The 22,542-nt window shown below is 41.1% G+C and carries 17 protein-coding genes; all 17 read left to right on the top strand.

The annotated features are described in order from the left end of the window. Positions 1-2: 2 nt before the first annotated feature. The 17 genes from PCY71_RS03010 (at position 3) to addA (ending at position 22,519) form a co-directional block, all read left to right on the top strand. Positions 3-1,352 carry an LCP family protein gene (locus PCY71_RS03010; RefSeq protein WP_101771525.1) on the top strand — a complete coding sequence of 450 codons (1,350 nt, stop codon included), beginning with the start codon at positions 3-5 and terminating at the stop codon, positions 1,350-1,352. A gap of 84 nt (positions 1,353-1,436) precedes the next feature. Further along, positions 1,437-2,807, top strand: coding sequence for a 23S rRNA (uracil(1939)-C(5))-methyltransferase RlmD (rlmD, locus tag PCY71_RS03005; RefSeq protein WP_301412442.1), 1,371 nt, complete (start codon positions 1,437-1,439; stop codon positions 2,805-2,807). A 200-nt stretch (positions 2,808-3,007) separates the two neighbouring features. Continuing rightward, positions 3,008-3,907 (top strand): ABC transporter ATP-binding protein, encoded by a 900-nt coding sequence (locus PCY71_RS03000; protein ID WP_002909392.1) that lies wholly within the window; start codon positions 3,008-3,010, stop codon positions 3,905-3,907. Next, entirely contained in the window at positions 3,897-4,637 is a 741-nt protein-coding gene (locus PCY71_RS02995) for an ABC transporter permease (protein WP_002909393.1), read from the top strand. The genes PCY71_RS03000 and PCY71_RS02995 overlap by 11 nt, the downstream gene beginning before the upstream one ends. Then, positions 4,630-5,211, top strand: coding sequence for an ABC transporter permease (locus PCY71_RS02990; protein ID WP_002909396.1), 582 nt, complete (start codon positions 4,630-4,632; stop codon positions 5,209-5,211). Before PCY71_RS02995 ends, PCY71_RS02990 begins: the two co-directional genes overlap by 8 nt. Positions 5,212-5,381: 170 nt before the next feature. After that, entirely contained in the window at positions 5,382-6,923 is a 1,542-nt protein-coding gene (locus PCY71_RS02985; RefSeq protein ID WP_048771487.1) for an ABC transporter ATP-binding protein, read from the top strand. A gap of 238 nt (positions 6,924-7,161) precedes the next feature. Next, positions 7,162-7,329 carry a hypothetical protein gene (locus PCY71_RS02980; protein ID WP_002918774.1) on the top strand — a complete coding sequence of 56 codons (168 nt, stop codon included), beginning with the start codon at positions 7,162-7,164 and terminating at the stop codon, positions 7,327-7,329. 82 nt (positions 7,330-7,411) lie between these two features. After that, positions 7,412-9,130: a hypothetical protein gene (locus tag PCY71_RS02975; protein WP_048771495.1), complete on the top strand. Its 1,719-nt coding sequence runs from the start codon at positions 7,412-7,414 to the stop codon at positions 9,128-9,130. Between the two features lie 390 nt (positions 9,131-9,520). Beyond that, positions 9,521-9,949, top strand: coding sequence for an aminoglycoside 6'-N-acetyltransferase (aac(6'), locus tag PCY71_RS02970; protein ID WP_301412441.1), 429 nt, complete (start codon positions 9,521-9,523; stop codon positions 9,947-9,949). Positions 9,950-10,069: 120 nt separating this feature from the next. Next, positions 10,070-10,948: a phosphotransferase gene (locus PCY71_RS02965; protein WP_002918778.1), complete on the top strand. Its 879-nt coding sequence runs from the start codon at positions 10,070-10,072 to the stop codon at positions 10,946-10,948. Between the two features lie 237 nt (positions 10,949-11,185). After that, positions 11,186-12,943 carry a glycoside hydrolase family 13 protein gene (locus PCY71_RS02960; protein ID WP_002909399.1) on the top strand — a complete coding sequence of 586 codons (1,758 nt, stop codon included), beginning with the start codon at positions 11,186-11,188 and terminating at the stop codon, positions 12,941-12,943. Between the two features lie 85 nt (positions 12,944-13,028). Continuing rightward, positions 13,029-13,526: a hypothetical protein gene (locus tag PCY71_RS02955; protein ID WP_002909400.1), complete on the top strand. Its 498-nt coding sequence runs from the start codon at positions 13,029-13,031 to the stop codon at positions 13,524-13,526. Between the two features lie 59 nt (positions 13,527-13,585). Further along, the gene (locus tag PCY71_RS02950) at positions 13,586-14,128 is read left to right on the top strand and encodes a ClbS/DfsB family four-helix bundle protein (RefSeq protein WP_048771501.1); all 543 of its coding nucleotides are present in this window, start codon (positions 13,586-13,588) and stop codon (positions 14,126-14,128) included. Positions 14,129-14,161: 33 nt separating this feature from the next. Continuing rightward, entirely contained in the window at positions 14,162-15,007 is an 846-nt protein-coding gene (locus tag PCY71_RS02945) for a DUF4300 family protein (RefSeq protein ID WP_048771504.1), read from the top strand. Positions 15,008-15,053: 46 nt separating this feature from the next. Continuing rightward, positions 15,054-15,365 carry a hypothetical protein gene (locus PCY71_RS02940; RefSeq protein WP_002900070.1) on the top strand — a complete coding sequence of 104 codons (312 nt, stop codon included), beginning with the start codon at positions 15,054-15,056 and terminating at the stop codon, positions 15,363-15,365. Positions 15,366-15,566: 201 nt separating this feature from the next. Further along, the gene (gene rexB, locus PCY71_RS02935; RefSeq protein WP_301412440.1) at positions 15,567-18,848 is read left to right on the top strand and encodes an ATP-dependent nuclease subunit B; all 3,282 of its coding nucleotides are present in this window, start codon (positions 15,567-15,569) and stop codon (positions 18,846-18,848) included. Then, a complete protein-coding gene (gene addA / locus PCY71_RS02930) occupies positions 18,845-22,519 on the top strand; it encodes a helicase-exonuclease AddAB subunit AddA (RefSeq protein WP_301412439.1) in 3,675 nt (1,224 codons plus the stop codon). Before rexB ends, addA begins: the two co-directional genes overlap by 4 nt. The last annotated feature ends 23 nt before the right edge of the window (positions 22,520-22,542 follow it).

The following is a 22,542-nucleotide window of genomic DNA, read 5'->3' as shown; positions in this document are numbered from 1 at the left end:
AGATGAAGAAACCAGAAAATCTTAGCCATCATGAACAGCTCCGCTTAGATTATCTTTATAAAAATTATTATTATCTAAACGATAAAGAAAAGAAAGAATTTGACTATCTGAGACAGAAGTCCAAGGGGATTGGCAGTTCAGCCAGTGTGCCTAGCCATGAAGAGCAGCCGCATACAGTTAGTGACGCCTATGAACAAGAGCCAGTGGAAATGGATTCTTCTGGCCTCTTGCCCAAGTACCCTGAGCGTTCTTCTCGCAGCAGAAAGCAAAAGAAGGAGCCGGAAGCTCTGGCAGGAGCTGGTCTGGGACAAGACAAGCCCAAGAAACCCCGCAAAAAAATCCGCTTGAAACGGATTCTGCTTTGGGCAGGGATTTTCCTGCTGATGGTCTTGGGCGGCATGATTTTCATGTTTGTCAAAGGCTTGACGACAGCTCACACTGGCAATTCTAAGCCAGCAGAAACGGAATTCTTTGACGGCAAGGATACTAAGGACGGAGTGAATATCCTCATTCTCGGAACAGATGGCCGGGTTGGTGACGACTCGACTGAGACGCGGACTGACTCTATTATGGTCTTGAATGTTGGTAATAAGGACCACAAGGTAAAATTGGTCAGCTTTATGCGTGATACTCTTATTCACATTGACGGCGTCAGCAATGAGTACACCGATCCGTCGCAGGCCGATTACTATGACCAAAAGCTCAATTCTGCCTATACGATTGGGGAGCAAAACCACAACCGCGGTGCAGACTATGTCCGCCAGATGCTCAAAGATAACTTCGATTTGGACATCAAATATTATGCACTGGTGGATTTCCAGACCTTTGCGACAGCTATTGACACCCTTTTCCCAAATGGCGTCAGCATGAATGCCCAGTTCTCAACGATCGATGGGGAGAAAGTGACTGAAGTTGAAGTGCCAGATGACCTGAACATGAAAGACGGTGTGGTGCCTAATCAAACAATCAAGGTCGGTCAGCAGCAGATGGACGGTCGGACCTTGCTCAACTACGCTCGCTTCCGTAAGGATGATGAGGGCGACTTTGGCCGAACCCGACGCCAGCAGGAAGTATTGACAGCGGTCTTCCAGCAGGTCAAGGATCCGACCAAGCTCTTTACTGGATCAGAGGCCCTTGGTAAGGTCTTTGCCTTGACTTCGACCAATGTGCCATACAGCTTCCTTTTGACCAATGGTCTCTCTATGGCTGGAGATTCCCGCAACGGGGTTGAGCGCCTGACGATTCCGGAAAATGGCGACTGGGTGGATACCTATGACATGTACGGTGGCCAAGGGCTCTTGATTGACTTTGAAGCCTATAAAGAAAGACTGCAGCAAATGGGTCTTAGATAAGATATATGATATAATGAAAGGTAGGACGATGTCCTGCCTTTTCTTTTGGGAAATAGCAGAGCGATAAAGCAGAAAGAGAAAAATATGTTAAAAAAGAATGATATGATTGAAGTTGAAATAGTGGATTTGAGCCACGAGGGAGCAGGGGTGGCCAAGGCAGAAGGCCTGGTTTTCTTTGTGGAAAATGCCCTGCCGGGTGAGCTCATCCGTATGCGTGTGCTCAAAGTCAACAAAAAAATTGGCTTTGGCAAAGTGGAGGAATTTCTCCGTACTTCAGACCAGCGCAATGAAAATCTTGATATGGCCTATCTGCGTACGGGGATTGCTGACTTGGGGCATTTGAACTACCCAGCCCAGTTAGACTTCAAACGTAAGCAGGTCAAGGACAGTCTCTATAAGATTGCTGGCTTGTCCAATATTGAGGTGCCGCTGACACTTGGTATGGAGCAGCCGCTGGGTTACCGCAATAAGGCTCAAGTGCCTGTCCGCCGTGTCAATGGCCAGCTGGAAACAGGATTTTTCCGGAAAAATTCCCATGACCTCCTACCGATTGAAGATTTCTATATTCAGGACCCAGTCATTGACCAAGTTATCCTCTTTACACGCGACCTGCTGCGTCGCTTTGACCTCAAACCTTATGATGAGCAGGAAAAGACGGGACTCATTCGCAATCTAGTTGTTCGCCGTGGCCATTATTCAGGGGAAATCATGGTAATTCTGGTCACAACCCGACCTAAAATTTTCCGAGTAGAGCAACTGATGGAGTGCTTGACAGAGGCTTTTCCAGCTATCAAGTCCATCATGCAAAATATTAACGACCAGCCGGGCAATGCGATTTTCGGAAAAGACTGGCGAACGCTTTATGGTCAAGACTATATCACCGACCAGATGCTGGGACATGACTTCCAGATTGCTGCGCCCGCCTTTTACCAGGTCAATACAGAGATGGCAGAAAAGCTCTATCAGACAGCTATTGACTTTTCCGAACTAACCGCTGATGATGTGGTGCTTGATGCATACTCGGGTATCGGGACTATCGGTCTATCAGTTGCCAAGCATGTCAAGCAAGTCTATGGTGTGGAAGTGATCCCAGAAGCGGTCGAAAATAGCCAAAAGAATGCGGCAATCAACGGCATTACCAACGCCAGCTATGTCTGCGCTCCTGCTGAAGAAGCCATCCAAAACTGGCTTAAAGAGGGCATCCAAGCGGATGTCATCGTAGTCGATCCACCACGAAAAGGCCTGACCGAGAGCTTCATCAAAGCCAGCGTTAGCATGGAGCCCAAGAAAATCACTTATATCTCCTGCAATGTCGCCACCATGGCGCGTGATATCAAACTCTATCAAGAATTAGGATATGAGTTGAAGAAAGTACAGCCGGTGGACTTATTTCCTCAAACGCATCATGTTGAGGCGGTATCGCTGCTTGTACGAGCTGAGGTATCAGCGAAGTAGAAGTAGATGCTCCGCCCATGGGATAGGACTCGTAGAATGAGGAGGGAAACCGACGAGATGATACGGAAAATCTGAACCGCTGAGTGTGTAGCTTTGCTGGTGAAAACGTAGGAACATTTTAGAGAAAGTAATTCAAAAATCCTTGTTTGTAAATTTTTGACAGTTCAAAGTATTAGTAATCGAAATAGGTTAATGCGAGTATGAATGAAATTATTATAAGCAATCTAAAGAAAAATTTTCGTGGTAAAGTTGTATTGGACATTCCTAGCTTTGAATCGCATTCAGGAGAGATTGTTTCTATAGTGGGCACCAATGGTGCAGGTAAATCAACTTTCATAAAAATTATCTCTGGCTTAATGTTACAAGACGCAGGTGATGTATTTGTTTTTGGCAGTAAGAATACTTCGAAAGATATTCATAACAATGTCAAGCTTGTACTAGAAAGCGGTAGAGGCTACTATGAATATCTGACGGCAAATCAAAATATTGATTACTTTTTACATCTGAATAAAAGTTCGCGTGATCAGGTTAAGGATGAATTGGAGGATTTATTTAATAAACTAGCTTTCCATCCCTATGTTGATGTCTTGGTGTCCGAATTGTCACAAGGAACGAGACAAAAATTGTCTTTGATTATTGCATTACTTTGTAAGCCAAAAGTATTGTGTTTAGATGAGCCAACCAATGGTCTGGATGTCATTGCCAAAAAGCAGTTTGCGAAATTGTTACTAACTCTCAGCCAAGAAAAAGGAACCATTGTTCTCATGACGACTCATGATATCTATTTTGCAAAAGAAATATCAACAAGAATTTGTATCATGCGTAGCGGGAGAATAATACAGCAAGGTAGTTTCTCAGAAATCTTTGGGAAAAATACTAGGTGGGTTAAATATAGAATTGGTATTTCAAACTCTGATAAAGATGCTTTTGAGAGATTGTTTCCTGATTTATCTTATCAAGTAGAAAATAAAAGATTGATTGTTGAAGTGAAAGATAGTCAGGTAAAAAATAATATCTTTAATAATTTTGAGATGATATTTTTTGAAGAAGTTGAAGAAAGCATCGAAGAAATATTGTATGAGGTTATCAATGATGATTAAAGAAATAAGAAGGGAGTTAAAGAGACAGCTGCAAGAGATGATGCAGTTTAAATTCAATTTATTTTTTTCAAATTTTGGAATTTTGATAATGGTTTCAGCTTATCTTCAATACTTTAAAGATACGCAAAGTAAATTTTTATTGTTATGTTTATTATTTACTTGGTATTTTACGAGTCATAGTATTACGCACCCAACTTTTTTTATTGAGGATGACCTTTATGATAGAACTTTGATAAGTGTAATCCAGAGCAGTAAGAGTGTTTTTCATGTCTTAATGTTTAAAATTATTGTTCAGATATTGGTGGATCTAGTTAAAGCCATACCTATATTTATCGTTTTATCCACGCTTAATGATATTGATTTTCCGGATAGTATTTTAAAGTTAGTTGGAAACCTGGCTGCATGTATGCTAACTGTTATTAGCATATATGGTTTGGGTTTTTTCCTATCAAGTCTCTGCTTCATTTTTAATCGTACTTCTAGCATTACATCGTTAATTTCTTATTTCATGCTGTATTTTACTGGCATACTAACACCGCTAGGTGGTTTATTTGGCTTTATAGGAAAGCTTTTCCCTTACTATGCCTTGAGAAATTTTATTATTTCTCCGTCCTACCAGAGTATCTTTTTTATTATAGTCTATTGTGCAGTATATTGGTCAGCTGGAACTTTCCTATTTTTCACTTTATTGAACATTGCTAAAAAAAGAGGGAGCCTTTTCCATGTTTAGTGAATTAAGAAGATATTTCAATTATAGAGTTCGATACACGTTTGATAGTATTTGCGAAGTGATTTATTCCATGATTTTTATTACAGGAATCATTATTATTTTCAATAGTGATAAACCGATAAATCTACTCTATTTTTTTATTTATTATTCTATAACTAATGTGATATTGCTTGCTAATGAGGAGTTGGAATTTGAAATTCGCACTAATCAATATACAAATATCAAAACAACTAGACGGACACCAATGATGATTTATATTGCTAGATCAACAACTTATTTTATTTGGTCGACACTCATTTTTTTGATTTCAATCATTCTATCGCATCTGTTTTTTAATGGAAAATTTTTTATGCCCTCATTACATTTAGTGGATTTGATTTTGATGTCAATACTTAATTATGCTGTATTTTTTGTCTTATATACCATGGCAATTAAGTTAACAGAACGCTTTAAACGAGTATCCGTCCTATTGAATTTATTTAATACCATAATGTTATTTTATTCTGGACTAGTATTTCCTGCTCCCTTTGTTAGCTATGCAGATGTGTTGGATATATTTTTGAATAAAAAATAAAAGTAAATTGATATGTTTAGAACTAGTTATTTAAGTCTTTTTCGAAAGATTATAAAGTAGCAGCCCTACGTTTAATGGTTTCATTCAAATATTCAGGCTCCTATTTTATCCCCGTTTAGATAAAAAAAGACCATCTAAGTTGGTAAATAACTTCAGGAGGTTTATACACTATGCTTAGATCCTATGTGACTAAAAAGTATTTATTCTTCTATTTTGTTGCGATTATGATTACTTGGCTGGAGGCTGTCATTACACCAGCTTTGATTCAGTATATTGTCTCTAGTTTTACCAATCACCAGTTGCATTTGCTGTGGCAGGTCTTGACTTGGGGGATTGTGGGGAATTTGATTCTCTTGCTAGGTTTGGCGGGGAAACGCTATTACTATGCACGAGTGCTGACGGACTTCAAGTTGGGGATTAAGCAGGCTATCTTTCAAACTTTCTTATATAGCCGTCGGATAGCAGATGAAGAGGTTTTGTCCGACCTGGAAAATGATGTGAAACAGCTAGAAGATAACTATATTGAGCCGACTGTCATTATCATTTCTTCTTTGGGATTTACAACCGTCTCCATCTCTTATGCTCTCTGGACAAATTTCTATCTCGGCTTGCTCTTTATCATTTTTTATTCGATACCTGTTCTTTGTAGTAGCATAGGTTCCAAGCGCTTGGATGCGATTACTAAGCAGAAGTCCCTAGCTAACCAAGGCTATGTCTCCCAAGTGACCAACATGATTGCGGGTGCTCGTTCCATACGGCATTATCAGGGACAAAGCATGTTTTACAAACTGTTTTCCAAAGATTTACACAAGGCTTTAGAGCAAGAAGTCGCCTATGAAAAGCAGCGGACGCTAAACAGTCTCCTTATCAATGGGATTGATGCTTTTTGTTCGGTTGCGCCGATTGTCATTGGTGGTTTCATGACCTATTATAACTACCTATCTGCAGCCAGCTTTGTTGGGATTTACCTAGTATCGCACAATATCGGCTACCAATTTCAGGAGCTATCTTATTTTATCAATACTAGAAAATCAGCCAAGTCTCTCTGTGATAAATATCAAAAACTGCTGGGAGAGGAGTTGACAATGCTTTCTGTTCTTGAAGGTTCCATCTTTCCTATCCAGCTAGAGCAGGTTAGTGTAGAGCGTGATGGTCAAGAAATCCTAGCCCCTTGCGACTTTACCATTGAGGAAGGAGAAAAGATTGCCATTATCGGAGAAAGTGGGTCTGGGAAAACAACCTTATTGAACCTAATCTATGGAGAAATCAAGCCTAGTCAAGGTCGGATTCGCTACCATGGACAAGAGCTAAGCTCGGATGAACTTTATCAGGCAGGAGCCTACATTCTCCAGTCCAGTCATGTCTTTGATGGATTGACACTAGAGGAAAATATCGCTTTGGGACAAGAATTGGATTCCGTTAGGATGGAGGAAATCCTGCAGCAAACCGGTCTGAAAGCTCTCCAAGGCAAAACATCCAGTAATCAAACCCTGTCAGGTGGTGAGAAGCAGCGCTTGGAAATTGCCCGTGCTCTCTATCACAATCGCCAATTTATCCTAGCTGATGAAGTCAAAGCCAATCTGGACCTTAAAAACCAAGAGAAAATCAATCAACTTCTCTTCTCTCTCCCACAAGCAATCGTAGAAGTGATTCATCACTATAGCGAAGAGGACTTGAAGTGCTATGATAAGGTGATAAAACTGGATAGATAGGTGGAGGCATAGATTTCAAAAAGGAGTGGCAGAGGCCGCTCTTTTTGTGGATTGGAAAATAAGATGATTAGCTTTTTTTCTGTTTAGTGAACAATTTATGGGATAATATACTTTAAAAATTTGTTGACAGATTATAATCTTAGCAGTATACTAAAACTGTCCAATTAGGACGTTTTCAAGGGTAACTAATAGCCACCTATATATTCTTGGTCTTAAAACCAGAAAGGAGGTGAGAGCTATGAACTTGACTGTCTTGATTGACTGGAAGTTCGTTGTTGCCCTTGGTGCAACTGCAGTTGGCATAATTTTCGCTATGAAAATTGATGAGTCTGCAGTTGAGAGAGTTTCGATTCATGCGATTGAAGCTAGTAAGGAGTACGCAGTTTCTATTAACAGTAATTGTTGACTCCTATACTTAAAAAGGGCACATAATCTTATGATTATATGCCTTTTTAGTTTGATATAAATATTTAATGGTGAGAAATAAAATGAAAAGAATTAATTGTAGAGATATTTATAAAGAAGAAACTGAAAGATTCATAAAATCACTTAAACGTTTCAGAGAAGCGTGGATGAGCTCACATTCAAACTGGAATGAAGAACTTTTTCAATATGCGGATGATGATTACTATTTTTATCGTTTTTGTGTTGACAGACAAGAAAATACCACCGAGCAGTTATTGATTAATATAATTTGTCGGGTAATGATAGAATATGAGGTAGCTATTGAGGATTCTGGAAATTCTCCTTTTAACTTCATACTCTACTATAATAATAAAAAAATTGGGTTTAGATTTAACGATTTTTACGACTATGGAGATGTTAACAAAATTGTTGAGGAACTTAATCTTGATGGGGCTGTAATACTTAGAACTTGGAAAGTTTCTGATAGATCGGTTGACTGGATATCACATGAGAACAAACAGTACGAGGAGGATGGACTAAAATTAAGAGCAGTATCCATTCATGACTTTTATAAAAACCAATTTGGAGAAGAAGAATACAGAGCATTCATTGCTTCAATAGATGATTATTTAAAGGCTACGAGAGAGATTACAGGTTATCAGTCTATAAGTTTTCTTTCTACTATGAATCTTGCTTCCCTAAAGCTATTTGAGGAAAAGATTCTTGCTGAGTGGGATTATAAAAACTACAGATACCAGATTATTGACGTGAACAATGAATTAGTTCGAAACTATTTATATATTTCACATGATAACACTATTAATGATAATTTTGAAGATATGGAAAAAGCTTATGTAGCAGGTGAACTGTATAGGACAATGGTTGGTGCTAATGAATATGCCGAGAGTTTTATTACATCAGAATGGCTTTATTATTCCCTAAAAGAAAAAAAGAACTTTGATTATACGTCGGTTATCAGTGGATATTTGAAATCCATTGAACAGTTATTGTATCAGATTGTAATGCTGAACATCGATAACAATTGTAAGATAGCCATTAAAAATAATTTACTAAAAAAGGTATATAATAAGAATATCACAGCTTATGAGTCAACTGGTAAAGGTTTTAAGAAGCTTTTAGTAAAAAGAAATGGTAAAGGTTATGAATTTACGCAATATCCTTATATAGACTTTACTAGTCTTCAGAAAGAATATATGGATAGTTCAATTGGGGCATTTGAACACTTCTTACGAAATAATAAGAATATTTTTTCAAACCCACAAAAAGCAAAATTGATTGCTGATATGATTAGTTGCTTTAGAATTGAATGTCGTAACGGTTTCTTCCACACGCATAATCTTAATGATTGGAATTTGGTTGATAAAACGCGACAGAATGCTATTTATCTATATTTCACTCTTTTAGGATCTTGCATAATTCCTGAAGAGAAAAAATATGAGTTAGCAATCCTGGAATATGATGAATTTGACAATCTTTGCAGGAAAATTCGTGGATTCAAACATTACAGTGAGAATTTTATTTTTGAATATGATGATGGCAAAAAACAGAAAGTAATATATGACTTCCTCAATAACACCGCTGAATTTAATGATGATGGTATAGAACACTATGAAAGACTGTTATTTTATAAAGTGGAATCTTTTGAGGGTGCACTTGAGAAGCTTGATGAAGGGATTAGAGAAAATCAGAAACTTTATCTTACAAGAGATAACTTGCCAAGAAAAATCTATGTAGTTCATAAAAAAATGCGAAATTTTGAATTGGAAGAACTGTTATTCTGAAGGCAGCTTGAGCCTCATAAAGATTTTTAAACAGACTTCGAAATTAACACTTACGTTTAATAGTTTAATTCAAATCTTCAGAGGGATATCATTTTGTTTCATAGTATTGGGAATAACAGTCAAGACATGTTGAGTGTGTAGCTCTGCTTGTACGAGCTGAGGCATCAGCGAAGTAGAAGTAGATGCTCCGCCCATGGGATAGGACTAGTAGAATGAGGAGGGAAACCGACGAAATGATACGGTAAGTCTAAACTGCTGAGTGCGTGGCTCTGCTCTTTCGATCTGAGACAGTCGAAAAGTAGAAGGGGATGGTATTGGTATCAATCAATGAGTAACAAAGTAACAGCATGATTCGAAACATTTGCTTGTAATTTGCGGAGGAACATCAATATGGATGGAATAACAAAAGATACTATAAAAACGGCTAAACTAATAAAACAATTATGGCCCGAATTGACCGATAAAGAAGCTATTGATGAAGTAAAAGAATATACGAATGGCAAAAATACTGTAATCTTTACTGAAGTTGAAGGTGACACAATTGTTGGTCTAGCACTATGTTCACTCAGATTTGATTATGTTGAAGGTTGTAGATATAGTCCTGTTGGATTCTTAGAAGGGATTATTGTCGACGAGGAATATCGTTTAAAGGATATTGCTAAAAATCTCTGTACAAAATGTGAGGAATGGGCGAAAAATAAAGGATGTAAGGAATTTGCAAGTGACTGTACTTTAACGAATACGGATTCTATAAGATTTCATCTCAATATTGGATTTCAGGAGGCAAATAGAATTATTCATTTTAAGAAGAAATTATAATTTCAGAACGTGGTCAAAATTTATGTATCTTTAGGAAGTGTGAAAGAATGGACGGACTACGAATTACTTTTCATTAGTTAAGAATATAGTAATGTTGTAAAGTTAATCGAGGAGTTATTGATGGATTTTATTGGTAAGATAGCCATAAATAAAGGATGGTCAGATGATAAAAAATATTGTGTTACAGACCAGAACAATCAAAAATATTTATTGCGTGTTTCTGATAAAGAGAAGTTTGATTCTAAGAAAATTGAATTTGATATGATGGAGAAAGTTGCTTCTCTTGGAGTTCGTATGTGTAAACCGATTAAATTTGAACTCTGTGGTGACGAAGTGCATTCTATACACGAGTGGATAGACGGAAGAGATGCAATGGATACCATTTTAACTTATTCAGAAAACCAACAATACACATACGGTGTAGAAGCAGGAAGAATGCTTAGAAAGATTCATACAATTCCTGCTACAGAAGTTTGTGAAGACTGGGAAATCTTTTTTAATAGAAAAATTGATAATAAAATCTCCAAATACAAAGAATGTCCCGTCCAATATGAAAGTGGTCAAATCTTTATTGATTTTTTGAATGAAAATCGTGAACTGCTAAAGAACAGACCCCAAGTTTTCCAACATGGAGATTATCATATTGGGAATTTCATGATTGGAGAAGATCTTGAGATTTATGTAATTGACTTTGATCGTTTTGATGTTGGAGATCCTTGGGAGGAGTTCAATCGTATTGTGTGGTCAGCTCAAGTATCTCCCTCTTTTGCATCAGGTATGATAGATGGATATTTTGATGACAAGGTTCCAGATTTATTTTGGAAACTTCTTGCCGTTTACATTCTAAGTAACCTAGTTGGTGCTCTTCCATGGGCTATTTCTTATGGAGAAGAAGAAGTATCAGTAATGCAAAATCAAGCTAAGGAAATTTTAGAATGGTATGATTATATGAACCAATTAGTCCCAAGTTGGTATAAGAACAAGAATAATACTGAATAATTTAAACATTGGAATATCAATTTGGAAAAAGAAAAGAATTAAATGAAATCTCAAAATTGAAACTACTATTAAGCCTTGTCTCCAAGGCTTTTTAATATTCCCTGCTATACCTCCTATTCCCAAACTTGAACAATAGCTTGCAATCATTTTTTTAAAATAGTATACTAGGGCTAACTATGGAATCGTTTGCATAAAGTTGCGATGAGTTTAAACAGTGAAATCTAGGAGTTGAAAAGTATGGAATTAACAGCTATTTATCACAGACCGGAGTCGGAGTATGCCTACCTTTATAAAGAAGGTAAAGTGCATATCAGAATTAGGACTAAGAAAGAGGATGTAGAGAAAATCGTTTTGCACTATGGGGATCCTTTTATTTTTCTTGAGGATTCTTATGAAGATGTGAAAGAGATGGTCAAGGTGACCTCTGATGCCTTATTTGATTATTGGCAAGTAGCTGTCTCTGTGCGCTTTGCTAGGCTCCAGTATCTTTTTGAGCTTGAGGATAAAGAAGGTCAAAGCATCTTGTATGGAGATAAAGGTTTCACTGACAATAGTCCAGAAAACCTTACTTTGGAGGGCAATGGTTTTAAACTTCCTTATATTCATGAGATTGATGGTTGCCAGATTCCTGAATGGGTTTCAAAAACGGTCTGGTATCAGATTTTTCCAGAACGATTTGCTAATGGAAATGCTGAACTTACACCAGAAGGAGCTCTAGATTGGGATTCGTCTATCACGCCTAAAACTACGGATTTCTTTGGTGGAGATTTACAGGGGATTATTGACCATCTGGATTATTTGCAAGGCTTAGGGATTACAGGACTTTATCTTTGCCCTATCTTTGAATCTCCAAGTAATCACAAGTACAATACGACAGATTACTTTGAAATTGATCAACACTTTGGGGACAAGGAGACTTTCCGTCAACTGGTGGAGCAAGCTCATCTGCGTGGCATGAAGGTCATGCTGGATGCAGTTTTCAATCATATTGGCGATCAATCCACTCAATGGCAGGATGTTCTCAAGCATGGTGAAAATTCAGCTTACCAAGACTGGTTCCACATTCAGGAGTTCCCAGTGACGAATGACAAACTTGTGAATCCCAAAGAACTGCCTTATCATACCTTTGCCTTTGCCAGCTATATGCCTAAGTTAAATACGGCAAATCCTGAGGTGAAAGACTATCTCTTAAGCGTTGCGACCTATTGGATTGAACATTTTGATATTGATGCTTGGCGGCTGGACGTGGCCAATGAGGTCGATCACCAATTTTGGCGTGATTTTCGGAAGGCAGTTTTGGCCAAAAAGCCTGACCTTTATATTCTTGGAGAAGTTTGGCATACCTCTCAGCCTTGGTTAAATGGAGATGAGTTTCACGCGGTCATGAACTATCCTCTATCCGATAGTATCAAGTACTACTTTTTGAGCAGGAGCAAGAAGATCAGTCAATTCATATCTGAGATTAACTGCCAGTCCATGTACTACAAGCAGCAGATTTCTGAGGTCATGTTCAATCTCTTGGATTCGCATGATACAGAGCGGATTTTGGCGACTGCCAAGGGTGATATCCAGCTTGTCAAATCCGCACTCGCCTTTCTTTTTTTACAAAGGGGGACGCCTTGTATTTATTATGGGACTGAGCTAGAATTGGGCGGAGGTATGGACCCGGATTGTAGACGGGTCATGCCTTGGGACCAGGTTTCCAATGACAATGATATGTTTAATTTTATGAAGAACTTGATTCAGCTTCGCAAGGAAACTGCGGACATTATTCAGCATGGGAAATTTACCCTAGAAGAAATCGCTCCTGATGTGCTGGCTTTAGAGTGGGAACACAATCATCAAGTAATCCGAGCTGTTTTTAATCAGTCCAAAGAGAATTATCTATTAGACAGAGATTCAGCTGATTTGGTGAGTCATTGCCAAACTGATGACCAGCAACTTGTCATCTTACCAAAGGGGTTTGTAGTTTACTGTGATGAGTCTAAAAAGTAATGGAGTAGAAACAAAGGAACTCGGACAAACAGGCTCTTTGAACCTTCTTTTTTAAAGTGGTAGAATTTTTTCATGGTGGTGTAAGATGAAATCAAAAGAACTTCTGAAGAAAAAGTTGATTAATCTAGCTAGTGGGGAATTGGCAGCTGTTTTAGTATTTTGGATGAATTTTTTCTTGCTTAAAAAGTGGATTCTTACTACTAAAGCCTTCATTTCTCTTTCTTTCTCTTTGTTTCTGCTAACTTTTATCTTGATACAAGGCTCCGTTTTTTGGTGGATTTTAATCAAGAGGATTTCCAATCCAGGATTTGCTGAAAAGTATACGGGAAAGATTTACAAGATATTGAAGAAATTGGATTTTATTTTACTAGCTACGGGAATTTTTGTGATATTATTTAATCACGGAGAGTTTTCTACGTTTATCATTTCTTTTTCGATTTGGATGTTTGCTCTTATAGAGTGGGTAAATTACTTTCTATTGCAATTGTCATACAGCTTGAATCCTGCTGTTTTATGGAGATACATTAGAAATAGGAAATTGAAAAAGAGTAAAATAGCAAAGGAAATTGAGAAAATCTTATAAACGCTGATGATTTGCAAAATGATTTCCAAGAACCGAAAGATGCAAAGGAGTGCAATCTTATGCCCAGACCGAAAACTAAAGAAGATTTGATGCTAGCTGCTAAGGAAAACTTTGAGAAGTTACAGACTCTCATTTCCAAATTGTCTGATCAAGAGTTAAATACGCCTTTTGATTTTTCTTGGGATGAAAAGAAGAAAGAAGCCCATTGGAGACGAGATAAAAATCTAAGAGATGTTTTGATTCACCTCTATGAATGGCATCAGCTCTTGTTGAATTGGGTGCATTCCAATCAAAAGGGGCAAGAGCAGCCCTTTCTTCCTGCACCCTATAACTGGAAGACTTATGGAGAGCTGAATCTGGAATTTTGGCAGAAGCATCAAAATACTTCTCTAAAAGAGGCAACTGAGATCTTTCATCAGTCCCATCAAGATGTTTTGGACTTAGCTGACACATTTACAAATGAAGAATTATTTTCAAAAGATGTCTATAAATGGGTCGGAGGGACTGTACTAGGTTCCTATTTTGTAAGTGCAACTTCTAGCCATTATGACTGGGCTCTGAAAAAATTGAAGGCACATCAAAAAAATTGTAAGGCAAAATAGTATGTAGAAGACAAGAATTGGAGAGAAATAAGAATGAAGAAATACAGCAAAATAATCATGTCCTGCGCCTGCCTGACTTTGGCTTTTGGACTGGCGGCATGCGCTAGTTCCCAGAAAAATAATCAAACAAGTCAAACTACATCGACTTATTCAAATCTAAACAGTAAAAAGAGTGTCGAAGAAGTTAAGAATTTGTTAGCTGCGAACTTGGATAAAGACAGTGTCGATAACTTTCTCAATCTAGTCAATGACTACAATGGCCTTGTCGGCTCTACTGGATTAAGGGGTGATTTCACTAAATTCACCAAAACCGAATATGACGTAGAAAAAATCAATCCTCTATGGCAGGCAAAAAAAGGGGATTTTATCGGGACAAATTGTCGGATTAATACTTATACTTTGCTGAAAAATAGCATCGACATCCCTCAAATAGAAAAAGATGACGAACTTTTGTTCATAGATAATGATTCGATTGACAAGGGCAAGCTCTTTGATGCAAAAGATAAGGAAGATTTTAATATTCTGTTTTCAAGAGTCAAGACTGAAGCGACTCAAGATGTCAAAGTCCATGCTAAGAAGATGGAGGAATACTTCAAACAGTTCAAGTTTAATGAAAAGGCTCGAATGCTTTCAGTCATTGTCCACGATAATCTTGATGGTGATTCTCTCTTTGTAGGGCATGTCGGCGTCTTGGTTCCAGATAAAGATGGCTATTTATTTATCGAAAAGCTGACCTTTGAAGAGCCTTACCAGGCAATCAAATTTGCCAGCAAAGAAGACTGCTATAAGTATTTGCAGACCAAGTATAAAGACTATACAGGGGAAGGTTTGGCCAAACCCTTTATCATGGACAATGATAAGTGGGTAGAGGGTAAGTAGTGTGCTTCAGTTAGTATTAAGAAAATAGAACTGGGAGATTTAGGGTATGGAATTAAAAGATTTTACAGAAAAAGAGCAAGAGCAGATTAATCAAGGACTCAGCACCGCAGAAATTTCCGATAAGGAAGCAGCCAAAAAGATTCTTGCACTTGTGCCTAAAGAATGGATTAAGAGGATTCCTTTCTTCGTGAGAGGGCATGCGACGACCAAGACGGTTGAGAGAGTTGCTAAGCAATATCCTGAACTATTCGCTGTTGCTAAGCAGCAAGGCGAACTTCCTGACAAGGAAAGAGAGGAATTGCGCGTGATTATGACAAGCATTTTTGAAGAAAAGATGAATAAGCATAAGATTAAATGAGTTCTTACTTTGAAAGAAGTAAGAAGCTTTAGAAAGCCACTGGAAGCAGTGGCTTTTTCGTTTTTTATAGACATGATGAGGCTAGTTATTAAAGCTCTATTTGGACGTTGAGTTCTAATTGGGCTTTGGGACTATTCTCCATGAGAATTATCGTTAAAAATGGTATAATGTTCCTATATTTTCTAGAGGAAAAGGCAGGCTATGAAATTACTTTATACAGATATTCGCCATTCTTTGACCAAGGTTTTAGTGGCTGAGGCTGAGAGCTTGGTGGCGGCTGGTAAGCGAGTCTTTTATATTGCGCCAAATTCGCTTTCTTTTGAGAAGGAGCGGGCGGTTTTGGAGTTCCTAGAGAACAAGGCTTCCTTTGCCATTACGGTGACGCGCTTTGCCCAGATGGCGAGATATTTTGTCCTTAATGATATTCGGAAAGGGCAGAGCTTGGACGATATTGGTCTGGGAATGCTGATTTATCGGACCTTGACAGAGCTGGATGATGGAGATCTTAAGGTCTATGGCCGGATTAAGAAGGATGCCCAGTTTATCCAGCAGCTGATGGATCTATACCATGAACTGCAGACGGCCCAGATGTCCTTTGCGGATCTGGAATTTCTTGAGGAGCCTGAGAAGCGGGAGGATCTGGTCAAGATTTTTACAGCGGTAACTGCTGCTCTGAATAAGGGCGATTTTGATTCGTCTTCTCAGATTGCCGCTTTTGCCCAGCATATTCTGGCTGGCGACACTGATGAGGAGCTGGCAGATTTGGCCCTGGTCATTGATGGCTTTACTCGTTTTTCTGCCGAAGAGGAATACCTGGTCGGTCTCCTGCATCGAAAAGGTGTGGAGATTGTTATTGGGACTTATGCCAGCCAGAAGGCTTATCGAGCAGCCTTTCGTGAGGGCAATCTCTATCAGGCCAGCGTGGATTTTTTGAGAAAGCTAGCCGAGGACTATCAGGCCAAGCCTGACTATATCTCTCATGCAGAAGCAGAAGATGCCTTTGGACGGATTTCTAAGGTCTTGGAAAGTCGTTATGACTTTTCAGAATCAACGGTTAGTCTTAGTGAGACAGACCGCTCGCAGCTTCAGATTTGGGCTACTATGAACCAGAAAGAAGAGCTTGAGTATGTGGCTAAGTCCATTCGGAAGCGGGTTCATGATGGTGTGCGCTATAAGGATATTCGTCTGCTTTTGGGAGATGTGGAAGCCTACCAGCTTCAGCTCAAGACTATTTTTGACCAATATCAGATTCCCTACTATCTGGGTCGGAGTGAGTCGATGGCGCAGCATCCGCTGGTCCAGTTTGTCGAATCTTTGGAGCGGCTAAAACGCTATAATTTCCAACTGGAAGACCTGCTCAATCTCTTAAAGACGGGGCTCTATGGCGATTTGACTCAAGAAGAGCTGGATCATTTTGAGCAATATCTGCGCTTTGCGGACATTAAGGGGGCAGGCAAGCTAGCCAAGGATTTCACGGCCAATAGCCAAGGGAAATTTGACCTAGACCTTCTTAATCATATTCGTCGTCGGGTTATGACTCCGCTGCAAGACTTTTTCAAATCCCGTAGTCAGACGGCGTCTGGTCTCTTAGCTAAGTTTACGGAGTTCGTCCAAGCAGCCCGTTTGTCTGACAATTTGACGGCTCTACTACAGGGAGAAAGTCAGCAGGAGCAGGAGCGCCATGAGGAAGTCTGGAAGGCTTTCAGTCATGTCTTAGAGCAGTTTGCTCAGGTCTTTGCAGATAGCAAGGTCAAACTGGATGATTTTCTGGCCTTGGTCTTGTCAGGTATGCTTTTGTCCAACTACCGGACGGTACCGGCGACAGTAGATGTGGTCAAGGTCCAGTCTTATGACCTGATAGAGCCTTTAGCAGCTCCTTACGTCTACGCGATTGGACTGACCCAAGAGCGTTTCCCGAAAATCGCGCAAAACAAGAGTCTGCTTAGTGATGAAGACCGGGCTCGGCTCAATGATGCAACGGATTCTCAGGCGGAACTCCAGATTGCCAGCTCAGAAAATCTCAAGAAGAATCGCTATACGGCTCTGTCGCTGATGAATTCTGCTACCAGAGAGCTGATCTTGTCTGCGCCAGCCTTAGTCAATGAAGTAGAGGACAGCATGTCGACCTATCTACTGGAATTGACTGCAGCTCCGCTTTCTTTGCCTATCATTGTCAAAAAGCCTCAAGCTTCCAGTGATGATATTGGCAGCTACCGAGCTCTGCTTTCTCAAATCATCGAGCTCTACCAAGAGGAGATTGATCGAGAGTGGACAGCGGAGGAGCAGACTTTTTGGGCGGTGGCTGTGCGGGTTCTCCGCAAGAAATTGGCAGCAGAAGGCATCAGCATTCCGCAAATCAGCAAGGAACTGAAAACGGAGACGCTGCAGCCGGAAACTCTGCAAGTCCTTTATCCAAAAGATCAGCCTCTCCGACTTTCTGCGTCAGCTCTAAACGAATATTTCCGGCATCAGTATGCTTATTTTCTCAAGTATGTTCTGCGCCTGCAGGAAGAGTGGACCATTCATCCCGATGCTCGCAGTCATGGGATTTTCCTTCATCGGATCTTTGAAAAGGTCCTGCAGGATGATTCGTCGGCTGATTTTGACCGACGTTTAGCGCAGGCTATGGAGGAGACCAGCCGAGAGACCGAGTTTGAGAGCATCTACAGTGAGTCGGGACAGACTCGTTTTGCCCGCCAGCTCTTGCTAGATACGGCGCGGGCGACCGGCCGGGTGCTGGCTCATCCGACTGGGATTGAGACCATTGGTGAGGAGACAGGCTTTGGCTCAGCTTCTAAGCCTTTCCTGACCTTGGAAAATGGCAGAGCAGTGACCGTGAGCGGTAAGGTGGACCGGATTGACCGTTTGACCAAGACCGAGAGTCTGGGAGTGGTGGACTATAAGTCTGGCGATATTAAGTTCAGCTTTGAAAAGTTCTTTAATGGACTGAATTCTCAGCTGCCGACCTATCTGGCAGCGATTGAAGAGTTAGCAGACTATCAAGAGGATAAGGGAACATTTGGTGCCATGTATTTGCAGATGACCGATCCGATTGTGGCGCTTAAAGATACCAAGACCTTGGCGGATGCAGTCAATCAGTCTATGAAGCCATTGCAGTACAAGGGGCTATTTGTGGCTGATGCTGTCAAGGAGCTTGGTCCGCTCTATGAAAAAAATAAGACCAACTTGCTGAGTCAGGGAGACTTGGACTTGCTGCTGGCCTACAATACTTATCTCTACAAAAAAGCTGCAGAAGGCATTCTATCAGGCCATTTTGCAGTCAATCCTTATACAGAGAATGGGCGAAGCATTGCTCCTTATGTAGAGCAGTTTAAGGCCATTACTGGCTTTGAAGCCAATCTCCATCTAGGACAGGCACGGCAGCTAGAAAAGCTGGATGCAAGCAAGTTTGATAGACGGCCGACTGGTGAGAAGTTACGCCAGGCCTGGCTAGAAAAGATGAGGGAGGAGATGGAAAAATGAAGAGAATTCCTTTTTTAACTGCAGAAGAAATTGCTCTTAAGCAAGCCCAAGAAGCTGCTTCGGACAAGCCACAGAAAAAGACTGCAGAGCAGATTGAGGCCATCTACTCCTCTGGCCAGAATATTCTGGTCTCCGCATCGGCCGGCTCGGGTAAGACTTTTGTCATGGTCCAGCGGATTATCGACCAGATTCTAAGAGGTGTTGCTGTCAGTCAGCTCTTTATCTCAACCTTTACCGTCAAGGCGGCAGGCGAGCTAAAAGAGAGGTTGGAGAAGGAACTGGGGCAGGCCTTGAAAGAGGCCGAGAGTCCTGAACTCAAGCAACATTTGGCCCAGCAATTAGCTGATCTGCCCAATGCCGATATTGGTACCATGGACGCCTTTACCCAGAAAGTGTTTAGTCGCTATGGTTACCTGCTTGGTTTGGCACCGAACTTTCGGATTCTCCAGTCTGCCAGTGAGCAGCTGATTCTGCAAAATGAAGTTTTCAGTCAAGTGTTTGACCGTTACTATGACAGCGAGCGTCAGGCTTTGTTTAGCCGTTTGGTAAAGAACTTTACTGGTAAGCGCAAGGATTTATCAGGCTTCCGGGATCAAGTTTATCGGATTTACAGCTTTCTGCAGTCAACCAGCAGTCCTCAGCGCTGGCTGGAAGAAACCTTCCTCTATGGCTATGAGCACAGCGACTTTGCAGCAGAGAGAGTGTGTGTATTCGGTCAAATCAAATCAGCCCTTTGGGAGCTGGAAGCTTTCTTTTCTGCCCATCTGGAGCATGAAGGAAGAGAATTTGCAGGTGCTAAATATCAGGAAAATGTCCAAGATGCTTTGACCGTCTTGGCAGGCCTGAATGAACTGTCCTCAATAGACGAAACCGCTCAGATTCTCAAGCAGATCGTGGCACTTTCTCAACTGTCCAATAGCCAGGCCTTTACAGCTCGGGTTGGTAAGAATGCAGACGAGCTCAAAAAAGAAATGGCCAAGGATTACAATGAAGCCAGGAAGCCTATGATTGAGCGGCTGCGAAGCTTTGACCAGCAGCTTTATCAACTGGACTTTATTGAGCAACACCAGGCTGAGTGCCTGCCTCTAGTTGAGCTTCTGCGGGATTTTGTGGCGGACTTTGCACAGGCTTATTTGGAGCGTAAGAAAGCAGAAAATGCCTTTGAATTTGGTGACATCAGCCATTTTGCTATTGAGATTTTAGAGAGATTCCCAGAGGTGCGTCGCTTTTATCAGGAACGCTACCACGAGGTCATGGTGGATGAGTATCAGGATACCAACCATACGCAGGAGTGCATGCTGGACTTGCTTTCCAGAGGGCAAAATCGCTTTATGGTGGGCGATATAAAGCAGTCTATCTACCGTTTCCGTCAAGCTGACCCGCAGATTTTCAGTGATAAGTTTAAGGCCTACCAAGAGGATAGCAGTCAGGGCAAGCTAATCGTCCTTAAGGAAAATTTCCGGAGTCATCTTGAGGTGCTGGAAGCGACCAATGATGTTTTTAAACGCCTAATGGATGAAGAAGTCGGGGAAATTGACTATAATGAAACCCACTATCTGGTGGCTGGCAATCCAGCTAAACGTGAGCCTAATCTAGCTAACCGCGCTTCCTTCTTAATCTATGAAGGCTCTAAGGAGAGTCCGGAAGAAGAGGGTGATGAAGGCTTGCCACAGGCAGTATCAGCTGGGGAAGTGGACCTAGTCATCAAGGAAATCATCCGCCTGCATAATGAAGATGGAGTGGCTTTTAAAGATATTACGCTGCTGACGGCTTCCAGAACCCGCAATGATTTGATTTTAGCTGCCTTTGAGCAGCACCAGATTCCGCTGGTACCAGATGACGGCGCAGCAAACTATCTGCAGTCGGTTGAGGTATTGGTTATGCTGGATACCCTGCGGACCATCAATAATCCGCTGAATGACTATGCCCTGACCGCCCTTCTCAAGTCTCCCATGTTTGACTTTGGTGAGGACGAGCTAGCTCGGCTGTCCTTGCAGGCCAGTCAAGAACGTTCTCAAGAAAATCTTTATGAAAAATTGCTCAATGCCCTTGAAGGAAGAGGTTTGAACCCTACTTTAGTCACCCAGAAACTGCAGAAAAAGCTACAGCATTTCCATGAGACCCTACAAAGCTGGCGGACCTATTCCAAGACGCACTCCCTGTATGATTTGATTTGGAAGATCTATCAGGATCGTTTCTACTATGACATGGTGGGGACTCTGGCCAATGGTGCCCAGAGACAGGCCAATCTCTATGCCCTCTCTTTGCGGGCCAATGAGTATGAAAAGTCTAGCTTTAAAGGCCTGTCTCGCTTTATCGGGATGATTGACCGTATCTTGGAAAATCAGCATGATCTAGCCAGTGTGCCAGTGGCGGCACCTAAGGACGCTGTTCGTCTCATGACCATTCATAAGAGTAAGGGGCTGGAGTTCAAGTATGTCTTCCTGCTCAATATGGACAAGGCCTTCAACCGTCAGGATAGCAGCTCTGCTATTATCCTTAGCCGGACCAATGGAGTTGGTATCAAGTATGTAGCGGATGTATCGGTGTCTGTGGAAGACCCCTATGCGCCGAATCAGCTGCGCATTTCCATGGATACGCTGCCTTATCAGCAGAATCTAGCGGAGCTGCAGTTGGCCAGTCTGTCTGAGCAGATGCGTTTGCTTTATGTGGCCATGACGCGGGCTGAAACCAAGCTCTATCTGGTCGGCAAGGGCAGTCAAGAAGCCTTGGATAAGCGTCAGTGGGGCAAGAGCCAACAAGGGCGTTTGTCTGTCAGTCTGCGCAGCCAGCTCAGTAATTTCCAAGACTGGCTCTATGCCATTCAGGCTGTTTTTTCCGATGAGAATCTCGCCTACGAGACCCGTTTTGTCACTGATGAGGAGCTAACTTCCGAAGAGATAGGGCGAATTAATGAACCTGTGCTCTTTCCAGCGGATGATTTGGCGGATAATCGGCAGTCGGACGATATCCGTCGGGCTCTGGATATTTTAGAAAGTGTGGATCGACTGAATAGCCAGTATCGCTCTGCCATTGAGCTGCCTAGTGTGCGAACTCCAAGCCAGATTAAGAAGTTTTATGAGCCGATCATGGATACGGATGGCCTGGATATCATGGATGAGCGAGCAGCTTTTCGGCCTCAGCCTAACTTTGACTTGCCTGATTTTGGCAAGAAAGCCAAAGTGACTGGAGCGCAAGTAGGCAGTGCTGTTCATGAACTCATGCAGCGGATTCCTTTGGATAGCAGTCCCAGCATGGCTGTACTTCGTTCTGCTTTAGCTCAGGTTCAGGCCGATGAAGCGGTTAAAAAGCAGATTCAGCTGCCTAAGATTTCATCTTTCTTCGAGACGGATTTGGGACGACTCTTGATTGAGAACAGTGACAGAGTTCGTCGAGAAGCACCTTTTGCCATGCTCAAGAGGGACGAAATCAGTGGTCAGGAATTTGTTTTGCGGGGGATTTTGGATGGTTACCTGCTATTTGAAGACCGGATAATTCTCTTTGACTACAAGACGGATAAATACAAGGATTCGTCTGAGTTGATTGCTCGCTACTGTGGCCAGCTAGACTTATATGCTCAAGCTCTCAGCCGTTCTTATGGCATTTCGCAGATTGAAAAATATTTGATTTTGCTAGGCGGTGAGCAGCTGCAGGTGGTTAAGGTGAATTGATTATTTTGTCGTGTCCAGAAAGG

The sequence above is a fragment of the Streptococcus sp. SN3 genome (assembly GCF_030439905.1).
This window is presented reverse-complemented; position numbering and strand designations above follow the sequence as displayed.